The following is a 23,226-nucleotide window of genomic DNA, read 5'->3' as shown; positions in this document are numbered from 1 at the left end:
GTCTTACATGCCGCGCTGCGCCCGCCGCCAGCGTCCCGGCGTCGTGCCGAGCACAGCGCGAAACGCCTTGCCGAACGCGGCTTCGGACTGGTAGCCGACCGCCTGCCCGATTTCCGCCTGCCCGCGCTGCGTGTCCTGCAGCAGCGCGCACGCGTGCATCATCCGGATCTGCGCGACGAACGCGCCGACGCTCATCCCGGCCCGCTCGCGGAAATGCCGTGCGTACGTCGCGCGCGACATCGCGGAGGCGTCGCCGAGCGACTCGACCGTCCACGGTTTCTCCGGTGCCTGCAGCACGGCCTGGACCGACGGGCCGAGCCGCGCGTCGGCCGCCAGCGCCAGCCAGCCGGACGGCACGCGCGCACCCCGACCGTATGCGCGCAACGCGTACGCGAGCAGCGCCTGGCCGAGCGCGTTCACGATCGCGCCGGCGCCCGGCTGCCCGTTCGACGCCTCGGTGCGCAGCACGCTCGTCAGCAGTTGCAGCGGCGCGAACCCCGACGCGTCGCGCAACCCGACGTGCAGCACGTGCGGCAGCGTGCGCATCAGCAGTTCGCCCGCGCCGCGCGCATAGACGAACCGCCCGCACAGCAGGTCCACGCTCGCACCGCCCGGTTCGGCCGGATCGAGATTCGACTTGACCGGCAGCACCGCGCCGCCGCCGGCGCCCTGTTCACGCAGCGCCGCAGCCGGCCGCGACCGGCCGGCCCCTGCGTCGAGCAGGTCGTGCGCGCCACCCGCGGGCAGCAGCACGAAATCGCCGTCGGCGAGCTGCAGCGTGCGCCCGTCCGCGGTACGCAGCCGGCAGGTTCCGGCCAGCACCAGGTGAAACGCCGCCTCGCCGGACGGCAGCGGGTCGTGCGGCATCGCGAACGGCCCGTCGAGCAGGCAGCGCACGTCGAGCTCGACATGGCTGCGGCCCAGCGACAGGAGTTGACTCAACGCATCCATGAGACGATCGCGCTAAAAATTGACACTCTAGCGTATCGAAACCCTCAACGCGAACGATCAGAATAGCCCTGCATCGCCCGAGATCGCGGCACCCGCCGCCCTCCTCACCCCTACTCGAAAGGACGCATCATGCTGAACTGGAACGAATACCGGAAGGAACTCTCGACGCGCATCGGCGAGATCGCCAAGCTGTCGCCCGATACGCTGGCCGGCTACAAGGCGCTGTCGGGCGCCGGTGCCAAGACCGGCCATCTCGACGCGAAGACGCGCGAACTGATCGCGCTCGCGGTCGCCGTCACGACGCGCTGCGACGGCTGTATCGCCGTGCACACCGCCGAAGCGGCCAAGCATGGCGCGACCAAGGAGGAAGTGGCGGAAGCGCTCGGCGTCGCGATTGCGCTGAACGCGGGTGCGGCACTCGTCTATTCGGCGCGTGTGATGGACGCGCTCGGCGAGTGAGCTCGACGGCCGCGGCGCTGCCGTCGCGGGGCGGCGCCCGGTCGGATTGGCCGCAGGCCACCCGGTTGCGCATCGCGCATCCGGGCAGGCAAGGCAATCGATGTATGACGATTGGCCGGCGTACCTGCCCGAATGACTGGCCGCGTGCGCCCAGGCACGGATGCGCCGCGAAGTCGGCTACCATGCGTGAACGATCCATCGTGAAGGAGCGCTCCATGTGCCGCTGGCTCGCCTATACGGGCAATCCGCTTCATCTCGAGACCGTACTGTTCCGCGCGAAGCATTCGCTGATCGACCAGAGCCTGCATTCGGAGCTGGGGGCGACAACCACCAACGGCGACGGCTTCGGTATCGGCTGGTACGGGCGCCCCGACGAACTTCCGTTCCGCTACCGCTCCGTGCATCCCGCGTGGAACGACCGCAACCTGCGCGAAGCCGCACGCGCGATCCGCTCGCGGATGTTCATCGCGCACATCCGCGCGGCCACCGACACCCCCGTGCAGGAAACCAACTGTCACCCGTTCCGCCACGGCCGCTGGCTGTTCGCGCACAACGGGCTGATCCGCGACTTCCACAAGCTGCGCCGCGACCTGACGATGAAGGTCGATCCCGCGCTGTTCCCGACGCTCGAAGGCTCGACCGACTCCGAACTGATGTTCCGTCTCGCGCTGACCTACGGCCTCGAGCAGACGCCGCTGCCGGCGCTCGAGCGGATGGTCGGCGTGGTTGAAGAAACCGCCGGCCGGCACCGCGTGGCCGACCCACTCAACATGACGATCTGCGCGACCGACGGTGAACGGATCATCGCGGTGCGCTATTCGAGCGAACGGCAGTCGCGCTCGCTGTTCCACAGCACGTCGTTCAAGCACCTGCACGAGCTGTATCCGCACAACCCGCGCATCGCCGAGGCCGGCGACGACGCGTTCATGGTCGTGTCCGAGCCGCTCGTCGACTTGCGGGGCGCGTGGGAAGAAGTACCGGAGAGCACGGCGATCGTCGCGCACGGCGCCGACGTGCAGCAGCGGCCGTTCGGGCCGCGGCACAAGTAGCGCATTGGCACCGTTGACCTCATCTAGACGGTGGTATCAGACACACACGCACGAAGCAATTCGTTAAAAAAGGAAGGGATTACAAACTTTCCGTCGCGTTACAATCCGCCCCAGGAGTAAACAGAACCCAAGAAAGCAACTGCACGATCGCCCGCACCTCATATCGGAAATGCCCCAAGATTTCAAGAATTTGTCACCCGCCACGCCGACGAACGGTCGCTCCACCAGTCCGGACGGAAAACAGGATCGCGCCTTCGTGGTGTGGCTGACCGGCATCTCCGGCGCAGGCAAATCGACGCTGGCGACTCTGCTGCAGGAACACCTCGATGACCGCGGACTGCGCACCTATCTGCTGGATGCTGACCGCCTGCGCGAGGGGCTGAACCGGGACCTCGGATTCAGCGATGCCGATCGCCATGAAAATATCCGACGAACCGCCGAGGTGGCGAGGCTGCTGGTGGATGCCGGATTCGTCGTCATCGCTGCGCTGATCTCGCCATTCCAGGAGGCGCGCGCCAAAGCGCGTGCGCGCTTTGCGGCCGGTACGTTCATCGAGGTCTTCGTCGACGCGGCACTCGAAGTCGCAGAGGCTCGCGACCCGAAGGGACTCTACGCGTTGGCAAGGCAAGGCGCGATTCGCCAATTTACCGGCATCGATTCTGTCTATGAGCCACCGCAGTCCCCTGACGTCCATGTCAGGACGGCCGAGGCCAGTCCCTCGGAGTGTGTGGACGCGATCATCCGGAAACTGCCGCTGGGCGGCTGACGCCGTCGCGATCGAACGCCGTCCCGCGTGCGTCGGTGCGCCATTCGCGCGAACGGCAAGGACATCCGCACGCGATGCCAACGGACTCCGCCCGCCGTTCAGCCCGCGACACAAGTAAGGCGGCAGGCACGATACTCGCCGTCAGGCGCGGCGAGAAAACCGCATCCGGACCGAATCGAGTTCGGCGGGCAGCCGGCGCGAACGGGCGCGCGGGCGCGGCAGCGCGGCGAACCCGAGCCGTTCGTACAGCGCGCGGGCCCGCACGTTGCGGGTCAGCACGTCGAGCACGACGTCGCGGCTGCCGTCGGCGGGCAATGCACCGATGTCCAGCGCATCGCGAAACAGCGCGCTGAATACGCCCGTGCCGCGCTGCCGCTCGTCGGTTGCGCAATGCGCGACGAGGATCTGCGAACGCTTCGGCGCCGGAATTTCCGTTTCGAGGATCAGCCCGCGCAACAACTGGCCAATCGTGCGGCGTACACCGAAAAAGCGCGAGAGTGCCCACACGACATGCACGTCGTCGAACATCGTCCGTTGCCCGTCGTGAATCGCCATCACCGCCAGCACCGCACCATCGTCGGCGACCGCGACACGATGCCGGCGCCACGAGAAGCGCCCGTAACGCGACCGGAACGCCTGTTGCAGGAACGCGATGCAGCGTGCGTCGCTTTCGCCGAGAAAGAACCCGAATTCCGCCACGCCGGAGGCAAAGACGAGCGGCGCGCACGCCGCCGCGTCGCCCGCATCCGCCGCGCGAAACCGCATGCGCTCGCCGGCGCGCGGCACCGCTTGCGCGAACGCTCCGGCCAGCGTCACGTGCTGCGCCCCGCGAGGCGCGACAACACGGCGACCGTCCGGCTGATCTGCTCCGGCTCGTGCGTCGAGCAGATGAAGAAGCGCAGGCGCGCGGCCTTTTCCTCGACGGCCGGATAGAAGATCGGCTGCACGTTGATCCCTTCGTCGAACATCGCATTGGCCCATTGCGCGGCCTTCAGCGAGCTCCCTGTGATCACCGGCACGACCGCGAACCCGGCGCTCGTGCCCGTGTTCAGCCCGGCGGCGCGCGCCTCGGTCAGGAACTGCCGCCCGCGCGCCTGCAGTTGCGCGACGCGCTCCGGCTCGGCCTGCAGCCGCTCGAGCGCGGCCAGCGACGCTTCGGCGAGCGTCGGCGCGAGCCCGACGCTGTACAGGAAGCCCGGCGCCAGATGCCGCAGCATGTCGACCAGCGGCTGGCAGCCGGCGATGAAACCGCCGCAGCCGGCCAGCGTCTTGCTCATCGTGCCCATCCACATGTCGACCTGGTCGGGCGCGACGCCGCAATGCTCGCGGATGCCCTTGCCGGTCGCGCCGAGCACGCCGAGCGAATGCGCCTCGTCGACCAGCAGGAATGCACCGTGGCGCGTCTTCACGTCGACGAAGCGCTGCAGGTCGGGGAAATCGCCGTCCATGCTGTACAGCCCTTCGATCGCGATCAGCACGTGCCGGTATTCGCGGCGCACGCGCGACAGCAGTTCGTCGAGCGCCTGCCAGTCGTTGTGCGCGAAGCTGAGCCGCTTCGCGCCGCTCAGCTGCGCGCCCTGCACGATGCTGTTGTGCGCGAGCGAATCGTGGACGACCAGATCGCCGGGGCCGAACAGCGCGCCGATCACGGTCACGTTCGTCGCATGGCCGCTCACGAACGCGACGCAGTCGTCGGTTTCATAGAACGCCGCCAGCGCGCGCTCGAGGTCGCGCTGCACCGGGCGTTCGCCCGCGACCATCCGGCTCGCGGAGGCCGACGTGCCGTAGCGGTCGATCGCGGCTTTCGCGCGCGACGACACGGCCGGATCGCCGGCCAGGCCGAGGTAGTTGTAGTTCGCGAAGTTCAGGTACTCGCGGCCGCCGATCTGCGTCGTCGCGCCGGCCACACCTTCATGCACGCGGAAAAACGGCGAGTCGACGCGCAGCTTCTCGCCCATCTCGCGCATGATCCGGACCTGCTGATACTGCGGCATCGATTCGAAGCGGCTGCGCGCCGATGCGGTTTGCGCGGCCAGCGTGCCGGGCACACCCGGTGCCGCGGCCGCATCGGTCGCGCGCTCCAGTTGCCGTTTCAGCGCTTTCGCCGCCAGTTGCTGGCGAAGTTGCTCTCCCAGTGCCATTGCTTCTATATGAACGCGTCCCGTTTGCAACAGTTTTCGTGTGTTCTGACAGACAGGATGGCTGCATCTCTATATCCGGGCTTGCTTGCAGCTCGCACTGCCGCTGCGGCCCCCTATGAAATCCGCTGATCTACACCTCATTCCTTCGGCGAGCTCGCAGCTCTTGGAGCAATTCAGGTTTAGTAGATCCCGGTCCTACCTGGCTTGTCATCACACTCGATTGCTGCGCAACCTTTCGACGTTCACCCTGTGCTAAACATTGATCTTGATGTGCCGTGCCGTCGCTTACGCCGGTTTCACGCTCACGTAGTCCTTTCGGTACGGACGACCATGGGCGAGTACCGCCCAGATCATTCGCGCCATCTTGTTCGCCAATGCAACGACCACGACATTCGTTGGTCGACGCTTCTGCATCTGCTCAATCCACTCGCCGGGTTCCTTCACATGCGCCAGTACCGATCGAGCACCGTGAATCAGCAGCGTACGCAGGTACGTGTCGCCACGCTTCGATATCCCGTGCAGGTTCACTTTGCCTCCGGAGCCTGTCTGCTTGGGTACAAGACCAGCCCAGGCTGCGAATTCACGTCCGGATCTGAAGACCTTCGCATCGCCCATCATTGCAACCGCCGCCGTCGCCGTTAGCAGCCCGACACCCGGAATCTCGCTAATCGCTTTCACCGCCTTGTCTTCTTTCTTCCACTCGCGCATGCGTTGCTCGATCTGCGCTACCTGCTCGTCAAGCTTCGCCAATCCATTCCACTGTTCGCGCAATGTGTGGACGAAAACTGCTGGCAAACGCTCCGCGATACGCTCAAGCACTTCCGGAATTTCCTTGTCCAGCTTCGCCCGACTCTTGCTCATCACCTCACCGTATTCCGTGAGCAGCCCGCGCAATCCATTAATCTGCATAGTGCGAAACTTAATGAGTTGCTGGCGCATCCGGTGCAAGGCCAGCATCGCCTGCTGCATCTCCGTCTTCACTGCGACCGCCTTACTCGGCTGCTGTACGGCCAACCAGATCGCCCGAGCGTCCGCCGCATCATTCTTGTTACGGATGTTGAACGCCTTCACGAACTCGGCAGGCATCAGCCTGACCTGGTGACCCATCTTCGTCAGTTGCCGAGCCCAGTGGTGCGCACCACCACACGCTTCCATACCAATCAAGCAAGCTGCCCGGTTCGCAAAGAACTCAAGAAACTTCCCGCGCCTGATCGGCTTATTCACGATCTCCCCGGTTTCCTGATCAACGTAATGCACCTGAAAAATCGACTTCGCAATATCCACGCCCACTGCCGGACAATTGACCACTGGATCCTCCGGTTACCTTGGAAAACTCCGTATTTTCCACGTTGGGCACATCGATGCCGGCAGCCCACGAGGATCCATCTTCCTCATCCGCTTCTTTTGCTCACCCGGTCACGGGGTGGGACGCGTTCATTTAATTCCTTCGCTTGTATCTCGAAAAGGCGCTATGTTACGCCGCGCATCATGAAAAAGTGTGGTGTCACGCGTCGGGAAACTCGGCCCACTGCCACGCATCGGGTTCGGCCAGCAGCGCGTCAACCAGCCGGAAATTCATCTCGTGGCTCGGCCGCAGCGCGCTCACGCGCGCCAGCAGCGGCGCGCCGGCCAGCGCGAGATCGCCGACCAGGTCGAGCACGCGATGCCGGACGAACTCTTCCGGCAGCCGCATCCCGCCCAGCACGCGATTGCCGACGATGGACGCCGTGCACGACGGCCGCGCGCCGCGCAGGATCGGCACCCCGCGCAGATAACCGGCGACGATCGCGGGTACCGCCCATTTCACGCGGCCGTACGAGCGCGATGGTGCGATTTCGGTCGCGAATGCGGCCGGCGTCAGCGCCCCGTCCCAGTGCATGTCGCCGAAGCCGCGCAGGTCGTTACGCACGCTCAGTTCGTAACGCGGCGCCGGTTCGATCCGCATTTCGCGCCGCTGGTCGCCCTCGCCGTCCGTGACGACGACGGGCCGCAGCACGCGGATGAAGCGTTTCGGTGCATCGAGCGCGACACGGCCGCACGCGCGGATCGCATCCACCCAAGGCGCGGCGCTGCCATCGAGAATCGGCACTTCTTCCGCATCGATCTCGACGATCGCATGATCGATCTCGCACGCGAGCAGCGAAGCGAGCAGGTGCTCGATCGTGCGAACGCCGACGCCGTCGGCGTTGCGCAACATCGTGCACAGCGGCTGCGCGCGGCGCAGCGTGGGATCGACCGGCAGCGTCGCGAGCGTGCGCCCCTGCGAGACGCGACGGAACGCGATGCCCGTCACGCCCTCTTCCGGACGCCCGGGCAGGATCCGCACGCCCACCCGGCGCCCCGTGTGCAGCCCGTGACCGTCGATCGCCAATGGACGTGCCAGCGTGCCCTGACGCGTCGCCCAGCCGGACGGCGCGCTCATCGCGCGACCTCCAGCGTCGGCGACGCCTGGCCCGCGACGGGTGCCTGCCGCGCATCGAGCATCGCGCGCGCTTCGCCGTCGATCGCGTGCTTCGCCGCGAGCGCCGCGACGGCCTCCTGCGCGGCATCCGTCGCGGAACCGGCATCCGCATCGGTCGACGCGCCGATCGAATCGACGATTCGTCCGGCCAGCGTCGTCACCGACGCGCCCTCGGCAATCGCCATCACCGACAGCTTGACCTCGAACGCTTCCTCGACCGCGAGGCCGAGCTCCATCCCCATCAGCGAATCCATGCCCATGTCGAGCACCGACTTGTCGAGCGCGATGCGATCCGGCGTCATGTGCAGGATTCGCGCGATCTGCCCCTGCAGCGTCCGGGCGACCAGCGCGATCGCTTCATCGCGCGGCAACGCCAGCACATCTTCCCGCAGCTGCGTACCGCCGTCGCGCGCATCGCCGCCCTTCGCGTGCGATTGCAGCAGCGAATACCGGCGCGCCTTCGCGGCAGGCATCCCGCGCGCCACGGCGTGCCAGTCGAGCCGGACTACGGCTTCGCCTGCCGCGCCCGCCACCAGCGCGCGCTCGAGCGCGACCATCGCCTCGTCGGACGTGATCGACGCACCGCCGATCCGCGACTGCAACGCCTCGCGCGTATCCGCGTGGCGTGCGAGGAAGCCGACGTCCTCGAGCGGCCCCCATGCCATGAACGTGCCCGGCAATCCCGCCGCGCGACGATGTTCGACGAGCGCCTCGAGGAAGGTGTTGGCCGCGACGTAGTTCGACTGCCCCGGATTGCCGAGATAAGTCGTCGCCGACGAATAGACCACGAACAGGTCGAGCGGCAACGCGCGCGTCGCGCGATGCAGGTTCCACGCGCCGGCCACCTTCGGTGCGAGCACCGCGGCCATGCGCGCATCGTCGAGATTGCGCACGAGGCCGTCGTCGATCGACATCGCGGAATGCAGCACGCCCTTGAGCGGGCTGCCGCGCCGGACGATCGCATCGATCATCGCCTCGACCGCCGCTGCGTCGGTCACATCGCACGACACGACATCGACCGTGACGCCGAGCGTCGTGCGCCAGCGCTCGACTTCCTCGCGTGCGGCGGCAGCGAGCTCGCCGGAACGACTCGCCAGCGTCAGCCGGCGTGCACCGCGCTCGACCATCCAGCGCGCGCTCGCAAAACCGAGCCCGCCCGTGCCGCCGACCACCAGGTACGTGCCATGCGGATCGAGCGCGAGCGAACCCGCGCGCGTGACGCCGCGCGTCGGGGCCGGCGTGCCGGACGGATAGGTCACGAGCACCTTGCCGATCTGGCGCGCCTGCTGCATGTAGCGGAACGCATCTTCCGCCCGTTCGGCCGGAAACGCGCGATACGGCAGCGGATGCAGCACGCCTGCCTCGAACAGCGCCATCACTTCGCCGAACAGGCGCGCGGTCAGCTCCGGCAGCGCACCCATCAGCTGGTCGGCATCGATGCCGAAATAGCTGATGTTGTTGCGGAACGGCCGCAGCCCGATATGGCTGTTTTCGTAGAAGTCGCGCTTGCCGAGCTCGAGGAAACGACCGAACGGCCGCAGCGTATCGATGCTGCGCACCATCGCTTCGCCGGCGAGCGAATTCAGCACGATGTCGATGCCCTGGCCGCCCGTCAGCGCACGAATCTCGTCCGCGAACGCGAGGCTGCGCGAATCGAGCACGTGGTCGGCGCCGAGCAGGCGCACGAACTCGCGCTTCTCGTCGCTGCCGGCCGTCGCGAACACTTCCGCGCCGAAGTGGCGCGCGAGCTGGATCGCGGCGATCCCGACCCCACCCGCGCCGCCGTGCACGAGCACGCGTTCGCCGCGACGCAGGCGCGCGAGCTCGACGAGTGCGTAGTACGCGGTGAAGAACGTGGTCGGCACGGTCGCCGCTTCCTCGAACGACAAGCGTTCGGGTTTCAGTGCGATCGCTTGCGCGCGCGTCCTGACGCGCGTCGCGAACGAGGCCGGCGCGAAGCCGAGCATCGCATCGCCCGGCGCGAATCCCGTCACCGCGTTGCCCACGCGGACGACGCGGCCGGACAGTTCCATCCCGATCGTCGCACCCGCGAAGCCGGTCTCGACCGCCTCATCGGACAAGAGCCCCATCGCATACATCACGTCGCGGAAATTGAGGCCGGTGGCAACCGGCTCGATCTCCACCTCGTCGTCACCCAGCGGGCTTTCCGGCAACGCGAACCATTCGAGGTTGCGCAACGAGCCCGGCGCGTCGAACGCGAGCACGGCCGCACGCGCGATCGCGCCATCGTCGCGGGCCGCGGCCTGCGCGGCCGTCAGCATACGCGGCACCTGCCGCCCGTGCGCGCCCAGGACGACTTCTTCCTCGACCGCTGCGCCGGTCAGCTCGCGAATCAGCGCGTCGGGGATCCGGTCCGCCGCGCGATCGACGTCGATCAGGCGGCACGCGAGCTCGGGATGCTCGTTCGCCAGCACGCGACCGAGACCCCACAGCGTGGCCTGTTCCGGATGCGCATTCGCGGTCCCGGCGAATGGCGCGCCGCCACGTGTGACGACGGTCAGCCGCGTGGCCGCGTTCGGCTGCGCGCCGAGCGCGCGAACGAGTGCAGCAAGGGCGATCACGCCGTTACGCTGCGCGGCCATCAGGTCATCCCCCGTCGCCGATTCCGCGAGCGGCGTTTCCGGCGCGCAGAATACGACATGCGCCGGCTGCCCGGCCGGCAACGACGCGATCGCATCGGCCGCGTGCGTGACGTCGACGATATCGGCCGGATAGCCCGCGCGCGCCAGCGCATCGGCCAGCCGCCCGCCGAAACTGCCGGCGGCATCCGGTGCATGCATCACGAGCCATTGCTCGCTGCGTGCAAGCGTATCGAGATCGCTCGGTTCCTCGCCGCGTTGCGCGACCACGGCGTTCGCGGGGTTGCGCGCGATGACGAACGTCGGCGTGCCGTCCAGATCGAGCGATTGCTCGACGTGCCGCACGACATCGACGAAGCCCGCGCGTTCGAGTGCGGCATCGAGATCTGCCGGCGCCAGCGGCGCGGGCGCATCGGCTTCCGTCGACGAAGCCTGCGCGCCGGATACGATGTCGGAGAAACGGCCGCGACGCGATTCGGCCAGCAGCAGCAACCCGCCCGGCGCCAGCCATGACCGCATCGCATTCAGCGTGTCGGCCACATCGTGCCGGCCGCTCAACGCGCGGTTCGCGACGATCAGGTCGTAAGGGCCGGCTTCGTCGGCGGCCAGCGACAACCGCTCGCCCGCCTGCAATGCAACCGTGCGCACCGCCGCTTCCGCATCAGCGTCGAACCCGGCGAGTTGGCCGGCAGTCGCCGCAATTGTGTGATCGCAGCGCGCGGCCGCGAGATGCATGCCGAGCGTCTGCAGCACGTCGCCGTCCGTCGCGCCCAGCTCGAGCACGCGCAACCGGCGTGCCGGTTGCCATGCGTCGACCGCCTGCTCGACGCTCGCGATCAGCAACGCGTGCACGTGCTGCCACGTCGGCGATGCCGCAAGGAGTTGTTCGACCAGGCTGTGCCCGGTCGGCGACAGCAGGCGGGCGCCGTCCTTCGCGCCGTTCAGCACGTCCGGCAACGCCGCGCCGCAATGCGCGAGCAGCGTCAGTTCGGCCACGTGCCCCGGCGATTCGGCCAGCAGCCCGCGCCACAGCTCGTCGAGCGGCGGCAACACCGCGCACGCCGCGTCGTCGCGCACGAGCAGCGCGCCATCGCGATGAGCGAGACCGTCCTCGACCAGCATGTCGGCAAGACGTGCGGCCAATGCCTCACGCCCGGCCGCTGGCTGCCATGCCCCGCCGAATGCGCCGAGCGCATCGAACGCGCGGAGCGCGTAGAGGCTCGCCAGCACGTCGAGCAGCGGCAGGATTTCGGTCAGATGCTGCGTCCGGCGGCCGTCGTGCCCGGCCGCATCGAGCCGCGCGACAGACTGCGCGAGCAGCGCGTCGGGGGCCGGTAAGCCGGCTGCATTGACGTCACCCGGCAGCGGCACTTCTTCAAGGCGGTAGACGAAGCGCGCGGGCAGGTTCTGCCGGCGGCCGACGAGATCGACACGCCGGAACCGGCATGCGCCGAGCCGCGCGACGATCGCGCCGCGCGCGTCGAGGAATTCGAAATGCGCGACGATCGAATGCGGGCTGTGCCGGTCGATCCGCACGAGCACCCGCTCGACCGTGTCGCCGCGCAGATAGTCGACCCGGCCGATCTGCACCGGCACGTAGGCCGGATGCTCGCCTTCGCGCGCGTGCGCCGCAAGCAGCGCGAACAGCGGATGAAACCCGCTGTCCATCAGCGCCGGATGCAGCAGATACGCGGACAATGCCCGCGCATCGCCGCATGCGGCCGGCGCGGCCACGTCGGCCAGCGCCGCGCCGTCGTCCGCGGCGACCCGCACGGTGCGGACCCAGCGGAATGCCGGCCCGTAGCTGAGGCCGATGGCTGCCGTGTCTGCATACAGCGTGTCGCCATCGGCAGCGGGCAGCGCGAGCAGACGATCGAGCGCGCCCGACGGCACGACGCTCGCATCGCCGAGCGTGTTGCCGCTTTCCAGCATCCGCCCCGTCACATTCAGCGTCCATGCACCGTCCGACATCCGGTCGCGCGTCTCGATCGTGAAGGTCGCGGTACGCGGCTCGATCACGAGCCGGAACAGCTTCGCCTGCTGCGGCTGGAATACCACCGGCGTGCGGATCTCGACGTTTTCGAGCGCCGCGTCCGGCGTATCGAAGAAGGTGCGTGCCGCGGCGAGCGCCATTTCCACGTACCCGGCCCCCGGGAACGCCACGCCGCCGTCGACGACGTGATCGGCCAGCATCGGCAGCTTCGCCGGATCGAGCTGGTTTTCCCACGCGAATGCGTGCTCGTGGAGACGATAGCCGAGCAACGGATGCTCGCGGCGACGATTGACGAGGCCGTAGCCTTCGACGGTCGGCGTCAGCCAGAAGCGGTCGCGCTGCCACGGATAGGACGGCAATGCAGCGCGCGATTCGCCCGGCGCGAAGCGGTCGGGGTCGACGCTCGCGCCGTGCGCGATCGCCGCGAGAATCGCTTGTCGCAGCGTCGCCGCGCTGCCGTGATCGCGCTTGAGCGTCGGCAGCGCCATGCCGGTCACGCCGGCGGCCGCGAATGCCTGCTTCACGTACGTGCGCAGGATCGAATGCGGCGAGACCTCGACGAACAGCCGGACGCCCTGCGCGATCAGATGTGCGATACCGTCGCCGAAGCGCACCGGCTCGCGAATGTTGCGCCACCAGTAGCGGGCATCGAGCTCGGTGCCGGCCAGTGCGCCGCCGGTCACAGTGGACACGAACGTGCCGTTGCCCGGCTGCGACCGCAGGCTCGCCAGCTCGGCCAGCACGACCGGCTCGATGCGGTCCATGTGGCTGCTGTGGAACGCATAGTCGAGATCCAGCATCTGGAAGAACTTGCCGCTGCCGCGCAGCGCGGCCTCCAGCGCCTGCAAGCCCTGCAGTTCGCCCGCGAGCGTCACCGCGTCGGGGCTGTTGATGCCCGCGATCTCGACGCGCCGCGCCAGCCCGTGGCGCGCGATCAGTTCACGCGCCGCCGCATCGCCGATGCCGACGGCCGCCATCCGGCCGCTGCCGCGTGTCATCGCCTGCGCGCGGCTGCGGATCTTGATCACGCGAACCGCGTCGGCGAGCGACAGCGCGCCCGTCACCCACGCCGCGGCAATCTCGCCGACGCTATGGCCGATCGCCGCGTCGTAACGCATCCCGCGCGCGTCGATCACGCGAATCATGCCGATCTGGATCGCGAACAGCAGCGGCTGCGCGTTCTCCGTCGCGGCGAGCCATTCGGCACCCGCACCGGCCAGCCATTCCGCGCTCGGGCCACCGCGCATCACGTCGACGAGCGACGGGCTGCCATCGGCGCACCACAGCGCGTCGACTTCGTCGAGCGCCGCGCGGAACACGGCGTTCTCCGCATAGAGGTCATTGCCCATCCCGACCCACTGGCAGCCGTTGCCAGAGAAGACGAGCGCGGTGCGCACTGCATCGGCCGGCGCCTGACCGGTTGCCACGCAGGCAGGCAGGCCTTCCTGCGCCGGCTGGGCCAGCGCCGCGAGCGCCGCGCGCCCTTCGGGCAGGTCGGCCGGCGCGACGATCGCGCGATGCTCGAGCCATTGGCGACGACGTGCGGCCGCGGCGGCCAGCGCCTGCCAGTCGCCGCCGTTGTCGAGCAACGCCAGATAGCGGCCCGCGAGCGCGCCGAGCGCATTCGCGCTGCGCGCGGTCAGGACGAGCGGAGACAGTTGCGCTTGCGTCGGCTCGGGCTTGGGCGCGGCCGTCGACGCCTCGTTTGCAGCCGGCGCCTCGGTCAGCACGACGTGTGCGTTCGTTCCGCCGAAGCCGAACGAGTTGACGCCGACCGTCAGCGGCGCGTCGCCCGTGTCGAGCGGCATGTAGCGATCGACGACACGCAAACGCCCGCCGTCGAAATCGATCCCGGGATTGGGCGTGACGAAATGCAGCGAGCGCGGTACCGCGCGATGCTTCAGGCACAGCACGGCCTTCAGCAGCCCGGCCATGCCGGATGCGGTCTCGAGATGGCCGATGTTGGTCTTGACCGAACCGATAAGCAGCGGACGATCCGCCGGGCGCTCGCCCGACACGACGTCGATCAGCGCACGCGCTTCGATCGGATCGCCGACCGCCGTGCCGGTGCCGTGCGCTTCGAGATAGGCCAGCGACTGCGGATCGATGCCGGCGCGCGCGTACACGCTGCGCAGCAGCGACGCCTGTGCGGCCGCACCCGGCACGCTGATGCCGCCCGGCGAGTGGCCAACCGAATTCACACCGGAGCCGGCGATCACCGCATGGATCGTGTCGCCGTCGGCGAGCGCGCGATCGAGCGGCTTGAGCAGGACGAATGCGCCGCCTTCCGAGCGGACATAACCGTCGCCGGTCGCATCGAACGCGCGGCAACGGCCGCGCGGCGACAGCATCGATGCCTTGGAGAAGCTGACGAAACCGAACGGGTGCAGCAGCAGGTTGACGCCGCCCGCGAGCGCCACGTCGGCTTCGCCGGACTGCAGCGCCTTGACGGCCTGGTGGAGTGCGACGAGCGACGACGAGCAGGCCGTGTCGACGGACATGCTCGGGCCGCGCAGATCGAACAGGTAGGACACGCGGTTCGACGCGATGCTCAGGGTGTTGCCGGTCGCCGAATACGGATCGATCACGTTCAGATCGTCCATGTTGCGGTTGCCGTAATCCATGCTGGCGGCGCCGACGAAGACGCCGCAGTTGCTGCCGCGCATGTCGGCCGGACGCACGCCCGCGTCCTCGAACGCTTCCCATGCGAGTTCGAGCAGCAGGCGCTGCTGGGGGTCCATCTGGGCCGCTTCGCGCGGGGAAATGCCGAAAAACGCCGCATCGAAGCCGGCAACGTTGTCGACGACGCCGGCCGAGAATGTGTAGCTCTTGCCCGGTTCGCGCTTGGACGGGTGCTGGTAGAAATCGGTGCCGAAGCGGTCGGCGGGGATTTCGGTCACTGCGTCGCGTTCGTCGCGCAGCAGTTGCCAGAAGTCGCCGAGATTATTCGCGCTTCCGGGAAACCGACAAGCCACCCCAATTATTGCAATCTTACTGTTCATCTTTTATGTCGCTTTCTCGGATGCGTGCGGTTCTTCCGCGCGATTTCCGTCATCTTGTACCACACTCAGCAGTGCCGCCCCAAGCTCTTCGGCTGCCAAATTCCGGCATTCGGGAGCATCTGTGCCGTAATTTCGCCAAATGAAGTAGTCGCTGGTTTGTGGAGAAACGCCCAGCTTTTCGAATACGTGAGGTAACGCGGGAACATGGTCGCCGTAAAAACAAACGACTGTTTCACGATCGCTGGCGCGCAAATGATCGAGCAAGCGCCCGATCATTGCGTCGGCGTTTTCAATATGGCGCAGGTATGCAGTCAGGTCGCGCCAGGCAGTGCCCTCGCCCAGAGTATGCCTTGAAGACGATTCCCCAGGCAAAACCTGCTCCAAATGCAGCGGGCCGTGATTTTCCATCGTCATCGCGAACACGAAACGCGGCTTGTCGCGCGCAGCTTCCAGTTCGGTAAGCACGGCATCCAGCACGGCCGCGTCGGAGATATACGGGCCGGCTCGCGGCGCATCGGCGAAGTGTTCTATATCGAGGAACTTGTCGAATCCGAGTAACGGGAATACGCGGTTACGACCAAAGAAATCAGCGTAGTACGGGTGAATTGCAGCCGTGCCGTAGCCAGCCTGCCCGAACCAGCGTGCAATCGATGCGCACGCGCGACGCACAAAAGCATAGGGATAAAAACGCGCGTAGCCGAGCTGTTCATATGCCAGGCCGGTCAGCATCGCGAATTCGGTGCGCATCGTATTTGCGCCCCACGCCGGCACCGAAAGCTCGCCGTAACAGACCGCCTCGCTTCTTGCCCGATCAAAATGGGAAAGCACGGTGGGGGTGATCGCCGGTGAAATACGTCGCACGTCGAACAGCGACTCGCTCTGGATCACGATGACGTCAGGGCTCAGCGCCGGCGTACCGGTCGCGAACGGTCCCGCTTCGACCGCGCGCCGGAACGCTGCGAAAGTCGCGGGCCGCATGCCGTTCAGCAAGTATGCGATGAAGACTGCGAAAAAACCGTGACGGCACTGATCTTCCTCTGCGTCGAGCAGCAATGGCAGGCGAGCTGCAATGTATCGCGTCAGTAAGAATGTGAACGCAACCACGACCGCCAGCGCGCGCACCGGACGCGGCGTGACGGGCGCCTCGGCGAGATAGCCGGCGACGACCAACACGATCCCCACGCCGATGGCAACGATCTTGCCCGTGCTCAGGAACGGCAGATAGAGCCGCGGATGCGAGAATAACTGGCTGAAGAGGCTGAGGTCGGTAAAAACGAACGGTTCACGCAGGGATTCATATTTTGCGTTGCTCACGACCGCAACGAGCCCGACCAGCGCAACCGCGACGGACGACGAGAAGATTGGACGCGCAGTGACGAGCAACATCAGCGACGCAAGGAATACTACCGAAAGCACATGCAAAAGCAGCGCATCAGCGCGACGCCGCAATGGAGCGCGCGGAACTGCGATCCGGTCCGGCAGAAACGACGCGCCGGCCGCAACGGCGAACGCGAGCCAGATTGCGCCCGTCAATTTACGTCTTCCTTGCCGGGCAGATACGAAAGCTTGTCGAGAATCGCATCGGCCAGCGTGATAGGCAGCAGGGCCAGGATGCGCATTCCGAATGCAAGCAGGCCCGGAAACGCGATTTCCGCACGCCCGATATCGAGCTTTCTACGAATATATGCGGCAGCCTGATCAGCAGTCCACATGAAAGGCTTGTCGCCCGGGAACACGTCGCTCATCGACGTTTTGACGAAGCCGGGAAGAATGACCGAGACACCGACGCCATCGCGCTTCAGAAGCGGGCGGACGGAATCGGCGTAGGCCTTGATCGCCGATTTGCTCGCGCAGTATGCGGGCGAGATAGCCATGCCGCGCAGGGCTGCCAGAGAGCTGACTGCGGCGATGCGGCCACGCTTGCGGATGCGCATGCGTTCGACAATCGGGAGGACGGTGTGCATCGCACCGTAGAAATTTGTGTCGACGACACTGGTAATACGGTCGAGATCTTCCCAGTCGGATGCGGAGGACAGCGTACTCGCGACGCCGGCGTTGGCGATGAGCAGGTCGATCGGATACTGATCGTCGAAGCGATGCAGCCAGGCGCGAATCGGGCCGGACTCCCGGACGTCGACGATACCGACGATCACTGTCGCGCCGCGCGCCCTGCAAGCCATGGCGGTCGATTCGAGTTGCGCTTCGTTCCGGCCAGCGATGCCGAGTACGGCACCAGGCTGCGCGTATGCGAGCGCAAGAGCGCGACCGATACCCGCGCTCGCGCCGGTGACAACGACGTGCCGAACCGACGCCTTAGCCATCCGCACGCTCTAGCCGGGCGACCGCGCCGGCAATGGCCATCGCAATACCGGTTCGGGTGTAGAAATCGCCGTTGATCTGGGTGTGATGCATCACGTAGTCGAGGAACGCGTGATAGAGATCCATTTCTGGCGGCACGCCTCCAAGCCAAAAGTCGTCGAGGGCACCCTGCCAGGTCAGGCCGCTGAAATTGTAGATAGCCGAGCCAAGTGCAACCAGCGGCCGCTTGTGATGCAGCGCGGACAAGCCGACCGTGCTGTTGATCACCACGACCCCACGCGCATGTTCAAGCAATGTCGGAAGATGGCCGGCATCGATGAAACGAATCCGGTTCTCCATGCCTGCGGCACGCGCAATTTTAAGCGAAAAATTCCGATACTCGATCAGGCCGGTATCCAATGGGTGATTTTTGATCACCAACAACGCATCTTGCGGCGCGTATCGCGCGAAAGACTCCACAACATGGCTGATCGCTGCTCGAATCCCATCGAAAGACGAATGCACGACGATTTGCGCATCCGAATTCAATTGCAGCGGAAACAGGTAGTAACTCCGTCCGGTGTCGAGCAACTCGCGCGTAACCATCTCCGCTTCGCGTCGATGCTTGCGCTGCAAAAGCATCCGAACGGCCAGCCCTGAATATTCGAAGAAGCCGTTTTTCGGCCGGTGGCTGCGATACTTCGGGAACCGGGGCCAGCATACCGTGTTCGCAAAACGATACGTGATGTCATGGAAGGCCCGCTCGTACAGGTTGTAGCCCGTAGCCTTCCACTGCTTGGCGGGGGGCGTTACGCTGCGTTGCTGCAGGTACCATGCGGGGTCGCGCGGCAGCAACGAGCGCCCGTTGACGCCGTGACGCTCCAGCGTGATCCAGTGCGGTCGAACGTAGCCTTCCTCGAACACGTGGACACGCAAGCCGTGCGCCGTCGAGACTGCCAGCATCTCGCGATGGATGTCGCGGCAGTCGCCGAACATGATGACGTCGGTGATCCCCTCCCGTCGCACGATATCGTCATACCATTGCGGCAAACCCTCGACCCCGCCGCTATAATTTAAAACAGTCCCGACTCCACCATACAGCATGTCGCCACCGCAAAAATTAACGCGGTAGACGGCAAATCCCCTGCTCCGTAGCGCACGCGAGAGTCGATAGAAAAAAAGCGAGGCAGTGCCTTGCAGCACGAGAAACGAGCGCGGCATCTAGGTTATTGAATGGAAGCCAGAAGAAGAACGAAATGTTTGCGCAATGTTATTGAAAGTAAAATGTAATGAACGCAACCTTTCGCGCCAGACTCTGTGGCTGAATGAGGCGACAATGACCGCCGGAGGTGTGGAGGATACCGCATTGCATTACAAACGAGAAATATCTGCCGTCGTCAAAAAAACGACATCTCTCGCCCGTCAAAAACGATTTCGTACGTGCGTCACATTCTTGCGGATGAGCCCGCTCGACGTAGGGCCGGCATCCGCCCGCCAATCGCCAATCGCAAGTCGTGCCCCCTTCGCCGCCTCGCGCATCACCGGACTGCGCAGATGCTGCCCTCACACCGTGGCGAATCCGACATGCCAATCAAGACCGCATCGATCACACCTCAACCGTTCCAGTTCAAGAGTCGGCGAACCACGGCGCGCCGTAGGGCACCCCGTCATAGGAACGCTTACACGCCGAAACTTTTGCCGGCACGCCACAAGATCAGCCGTTGAAGCTCGACGCGCATGGCTTCACGCGCCCGTCATTCGACTCAGCCTCATCGTCAAACCCAAGGGACCTTGGTCGGTTGCGAGCACCAACTCCAACTAGGCGATCTTAGAAACGGACTCAAAAGCGACGCATCCAGTTGCGCAACCTTCCCGTGAGGGTTTGCGACTTACTTGCACCCGAGGCCGGCGACACAATCTCCTCGCCCAGATACGAGTTACGTTTTCGTGCGCCGTCGACCACGCTGACCAGATCGCGGAGTTGCAAGCGCCCAAGGTATTCGTCGGAAAACGCTGGCGTATAGTAAATACAATCGTCGAAGAAATAGTGCGTTACCTGCGACCAGCGTGACATCGCAGGGTCGATTTGCGGACTTCCCCCGTGCAACAGGTTGGCGCACCAGATCAACGCTTGCCCCTTGCGTGCCTCGAAAGTCTTAATGCTGGCGCCCTTTGCCTCCAACATGGCATCCCAGATTTCCTGATACGGCAACTGCGCCGACTCACTGGACACCCCAAACCCTCGTCGGCCTGCCGTCGCATTGTCGATGATGGGCCAGTTGTGCGATCCGGGAACCAGTTGAAGCGGCCCGGCCTCCGAAGAGATATCTTCGAGCGCAACCCACACCCCACACATGAAGCGTTGAGGAATTGACGAGAAATGCACCGCATCGGTGTGCAGCTTTTGCTGAGTACCGACCCGGAAATTGAGTGTCTGGAACGGGAAAGCAGTCCTACCATACAAGCGCCCGAGCAAATCCAGCATCTGCACATTGGTGGCAATTGCCTTCACATCGGGGTCGTTTATCCACGCATCCTGGATGCGACCAGCAGCATGAAACACACCATCGTCACTCAGTCCGGTGTCAGCAAACAGCGGAGCCAGGCGTTCACGAATACGTGCAATCCGCGCATCGAGCTCAGGATCGGGAAAATCGATCACCGCGTAGCCGTTACGGTTCAGTGCGCCTGCAATCTCACGCTCTTCGGGTGTCAACTCCGCCTGGGAAATCTCGGTATCGAAAAGTGGCGACTCAATCAACGGAATGCCGGGCAGCAGACGTTTCTTTACATCCATGGATCTTCCTTCGACGTTACTTTATTCAATATACTCCGAGTCGCCATAGAGATGCGATGGAGCAGCGAACCCAAAACCACTGCACGACACTCATCCCGAAGAAGGCCCTAGGCGGCCGGCGGAAGGCACTCAAACCGCTCTCGTGCGCCAAGGCTCATATAATCTCGGAAAATCAGCAATAGTAAAATCCTCCCGATCGAGCGTCAGATTTTGATTGTAATACGGATCATTCAACAGGTCGGTTTTCCACCGGGAAAGCATGAAATTCTTCTCTCGATTGAATCTGGCACGCTTTTCAGGAGACATTTGATCATCCCCTCTACTGTAGGACTCGTAGTGATGCAAGATTGCGTACGGAGTCCACAAGACCCTATAGCCCGCCTCTCGGACACGGAGACACAAATCCACATCATTAAATGCAACCGGAAGATTGTCCTCATCAAAACCACCGATAGCACGGAATACATCTCGGCGCATTACGAGACACGCCCCGGTGACGGCCGAAAAATTTTGCACAAGAAGTGCTCTTCCAGCATATCCCGGATGCGTCGCGGGATATAACCGATGAGCGTGACTCGCGAACCCACCGATGCCCATCACGACGCCCGCATGCTGAATAAATCCATCGGCATAAAGAAGTTTTGCTCCCACAGCGCCAATATCTGGGCGCAAGGCATGCGAGACCATCTCACTTAGCCATTCCGACTCGATTGCCTCAACGTCATCATTGAGAAAGCACAATACATCGCCGGAAGCATGCTTTTCCGCAAAATTATTTATCGAAGAATAATTGAACGGAAAATCATATCTCAACACGGAGACATTACTTTTCTTTGACAATGATTGAAGAAAATCGATCGTCTCCCGATTTCGACTCTGATTATCTACAACAATAACTTCCAAATTATCATAAACGGTCCCACCGAAAATGCTATGTATGCATTTTTTCAACAGTGGACCACCATCTCGAGTCGGCACGATCACAGTGACCTTGGGCGCAGGCGTTGGAATCGGATATCTCACCCGATAGGTTCCAGTCATATCTCCGCGGGAAACACTCACCCCAGGCTGATCTCTGAAAAACTCCGAAAGCGCCCGCTCCCTCGCTATGCATGAATTATTTTCCACATTTGAATCGGCTGAGCCAGGCTCGCCACGCCGACGAAAATGATAGAGCACGCGTGGAATATGACATATCTGAGAAGACGCACTTTTTTTCACACACCTGAGCGCAAGGTCATAGTCCTGCCCGCCCTCGTACTCGGTCCGGAACCCACCTATTTCGCGCACGAGTGATGTTCTGTAAGTAGCCGAGCGAGAAATCTTGTCAGAAGAAAAAAATAAATCCGGATTCCATGAACTATTGAAGCAGACGTTACCACGAACCCCATCTTCATCAATTTCATCGGTATCCGAATAGATGACATTCAGATTGTCAATGTCGTTGATTTTCGCGACTATGAAATATAGCGCAGCAGCGGAAATAGTGTCTTTCGGGTCAAGAATCGTAACAAACTCCCCCGTCGCCAACTTCAAGGCGCCATTCTTTGCAGTCGACACGGACCCGCTCGCACTCAGAAAAGCAACCTTTACCCGACCATCACTCTCGGAAAGAGACTTCAGATATGAAGCGGTTTTTGGATCGCCATCCTCATCGACAGCGATACACAACTCCCATTCTTCATAAATCTGCTCAACAACAGACTGAACGGCTGATTTCAGACGATCAACCGGCGCTCCACACACGGAAATCAGAATGGAAATCGGTGGCCGCTTTGCCAACAAGCCGATATGCCGCCGAATCGAATCAACATCGGACTGACGCAGAGTATCAAACTTTCTTACGTACGCGTCGTAATCCAAAGGCGCTGAATGGAATCGCAATTTCGCGCAATCCTCATACGCCCCCTTCAAATCAACCAACAAACGCACCCAGGTAATATTATATTTTTTTGCTCGATCAGTATTTTTGAATTTTATTATATCACCAGCCACCCACTCCGTCATTCGGACAATTCTTTCCACGGCAGATATTCCTGTTATTCGCAGAAAATCCAACCGAACAACACCCTCACTCTGCATGGGAGCCAGACGCAAACGAAGGGTGCCGCGCGGAATCTTGATGATCTGTTTGATGTTTCCCGCGCGAGTTGCGGGAAGGACGATGGATTCCGCATCCGTAAAGCCCGCGCCTGTATCAATGTAGAGTCTAGCCACCAGATGCGCTCCCCGTCGCATCATCCTGGCCTCGACATAGACCCAGCCCGATGGAACAGCTTCGCCCACGCTATCCGGCTCAAGGTCAAAGACCGGATGATCACCCGTCGACGTCCAGTCGAAAGACGTCGTCCCTGACAAAGCCAGATCCCGAACTGGATTGACCTTGAATCGAACGGTTCGACGAACTATCGACAGGAAGAACGCTTTCATGTTGTCCAAAAGTAGATGAATCTGGGTCGACCATGTAGCAAGCCCGCACGCGAAGCACACTCGGCCTGTGGAGGATTATTAATGAGGTGCGCGGCGACCCGCGCAAGCAGGCGCCGGCAGAGACGTGGGAGCCGCTGTCCAACTCAGCGAGACCACGGCGCCCCCGGGGCCAGCACTCGCTAGAGTACACACAGTGTCATGCAATTGTTCCCCGCGCCCGACTTGTGCGAGCGGTCGAAGAACATTTGGATCAGCTCTGGGCAAGCATAAACAAGTCTC

The 23,226-nt window shown here is 64.0% G+C and carries 14 protein-coding genes; 3 read left to right on the top strand and 11 right to left on the bottom strand.

All coding sequences use genetic code 11. The features are described 5' to 3' along the window. Positions 1-3: 3 nt before the first annotated feature. Positions 4-951, bottom strand: a complete 948-nt coding sequence (locus CFB50_RS03930; RefSeq protein ID WP_089444999.1) for a cupin domain-containing protein — start codon at positions 949-951, stop codon at positions 4-6. A 129-nt stretch (positions 952-1,080) separates the two neighbouring features. On the opposite strand from CFB50_RS03930, the gene CFB50_RS03925 reads away from it, so the two are divergent. The 3 genes from CFB50_RS03925 to cysC all read left to right on the top strand — a co-directional run bounded on the left by CFB50_RS03925 (position 1,081) and on the right by cysC (position 3,225). After that, positions 1,081-1,410, top strand: coding sequence for a carboxymuconolactone decarboxylase family protein (locus CFB50_RS03925; RefSeq protein ID WP_011351062.1), 330 nt, complete (start codon positions 1,081-1,083; stop codon positions 1,408-1,410). Between the two features lie 215 nt (positions 1,411-1,625). Then, positions 1,626-2,459, top strand: a complete 834-nt coding sequence (locus CFB50_RS03920) for a class II glutamine amidotransferase (protein ID WP_089444998.1) — start codon at positions 1,626-1,628, stop codon at positions 2,457-2,459. A 169-nt stretch (positions 2,460-2,628) separates the two neighbouring features. Then, positions 2,629-3,225 (top strand): adenylyl-sulfate kinase, encoded by a 597-nt coding sequence (cysC, locus tag CFB50_RS03915; RefSeq protein ID WP_089444997.1) that lies wholly within the window; start codon positions 2,629-2,631, stop codon positions 3,223-3,225. A gap of 141 nt (positions 3,226-3,366) precedes the next feature. Here cysC and CFB50_RS03910 read toward each other — a convergent pair whose 3' ends face one another. The 10 genes from CFB50_RS03910 to CFB50_RS03865 all read right to left on the bottom strand — a co-directional run bounded on the left by CFB50_RS03910 (position 3,367) and on the right by CFB50_RS03865 (position 22,947). Beyond that, positions 3,367-3,990, bottom strand: coding sequence for a GNAT family N-acetyltransferase (locus CFB50_RS03910; RefSeq protein ID WP_373452950.1), 624 nt, complete (start codon positions 3,988-3,990; stop codon positions 3,367-3,369). Between the two features lie 47 nt (positions 3,991-4,037). Then, complete coding sequence (locus CFB50_RS03905; protein ID WP_089444995.1) at positions 4,038-5,366, bottom strand: aminotransferase class I/II-fold pyridoxal phosphate-dependent enzyme; 1,329 nt, start codon at positions 5,364-5,366, stop codon at positions 4,038-4,040. A 285-nt stretch (positions 5,367-5,651) separates the two neighbouring features. Continuing rightward, positions 5,652-6,674 (bottom strand): IS110 family transposase, encoded by a 1,023-nt coding sequence (locus tag CFB50_RS03900; RefSeq protein ID WP_069250572.1) that lies wholly within the window; start codon positions 6,672-6,674, stop codon positions 5,652-5,654. A 196-nt stretch (positions 6,675-6,870) separates the two neighbouring features. Further along, on the bottom strand, positions 6,871-7,788 hold the full coding sequence (locus CFB50_RS03895; RefSeq protein ID WP_089444994.1) for a UDP-3-O-acyl N-acetylglycosamine deacetylase: 918 nt from the start codon (positions 7,786-7,788) through the stop codon (positions 6,871-6,873). Then, the gene (locus CFB50_RS03890) at positions 7,785-15,422 is read right to left on the bottom strand and encodes a type I polyketide synthase (protein WP_089444993.1); all 7,638 of its coding nucleotides are present in this window, start codon (positions 15,420-15,422) and stop codon (positions 7,785-7,787) included. Before CFB50_RS03890 ends, CFB50_RS03895 begins: the two co-directional genes overlap by 4 nt. Positions 15,423-15,425: 3 nt before the next feature. Next, positions 15,426-16,955 carry an LTA synthase family protein gene (locus CFB50_RS03885; RefSeq protein ID WP_089444992.1) on the bottom strand — a complete coding sequence of 510 codons (1,530 nt, stop codon included), beginning with the start codon at positions 16,953-16,955 and terminating at the stop codon, positions 15,426-15,428. Continuing rightward, on the bottom strand, positions 16,952-17,743 hold the full coding sequence (locus tag CFB50_RS03880) for an SDR family NAD(P)-dependent oxidoreductase (protein ID WP_089444991.1): 792 nt from the start codon (positions 17,741-17,743) through the stop codon (positions 16,952-16,954). The genes CFB50_RS03885 and CFB50_RS03880 overlap by 4 nt, the downstream gene beginning before the upstream one ends. Next, complete coding sequence (locus CFB50_RS03875) at positions 17,736-18,941, bottom strand: capsule biosynthesis protein (protein WP_089444990.1); 1,206 nt, start codon at positions 18,939-18,941, stop codon at positions 17,736-17,738. The genes CFB50_RS03880 and CFB50_RS03875 overlap by 8 nt, the downstream gene beginning before the upstream one ends. A gap of 619 nt (positions 18,942-19,560) precedes the next feature. Next, on the bottom strand, positions 19,561-20,517 hold the full coding sequence (locus tag CFB50_RS03870) for a phytanoyl-CoA dioxygenase family protein (protein ID WP_089444989.1): 957 nt from the start codon (positions 20,515-20,517) through the stop codon (positions 19,561-19,563). A 129-nt stretch (positions 20,518-20,646) separates the two neighbouring features. Further along, the gene (locus CFB50_RS03865; protein WP_089444988.1) at positions 20,647-22,947 is read right to left on the bottom strand and encodes a glycosyltransferase family 2 protein; all 2,301 of its coding nucleotides are present in this window, start codon (positions 22,945-22,947) and stop codon (positions 20,647-20,649) included. Positions 22,948-23,226: the final 279 nt, after the last annotated feature.

This window comes from Burkholderia sp. AU33423 (assembly GCF_002223135.1).
In the GTDB taxonomy this organism is placed as follows: domain Bacteria; phylum Pseudomonadota; class Gammaproteobacteria; order Burkholderiales; family Burkholderiaceae; genus Burkholderia; species Burkholderia lata_D.
This window is presented reverse-complemented; position numbering and strand designations above follow the sequence as displayed.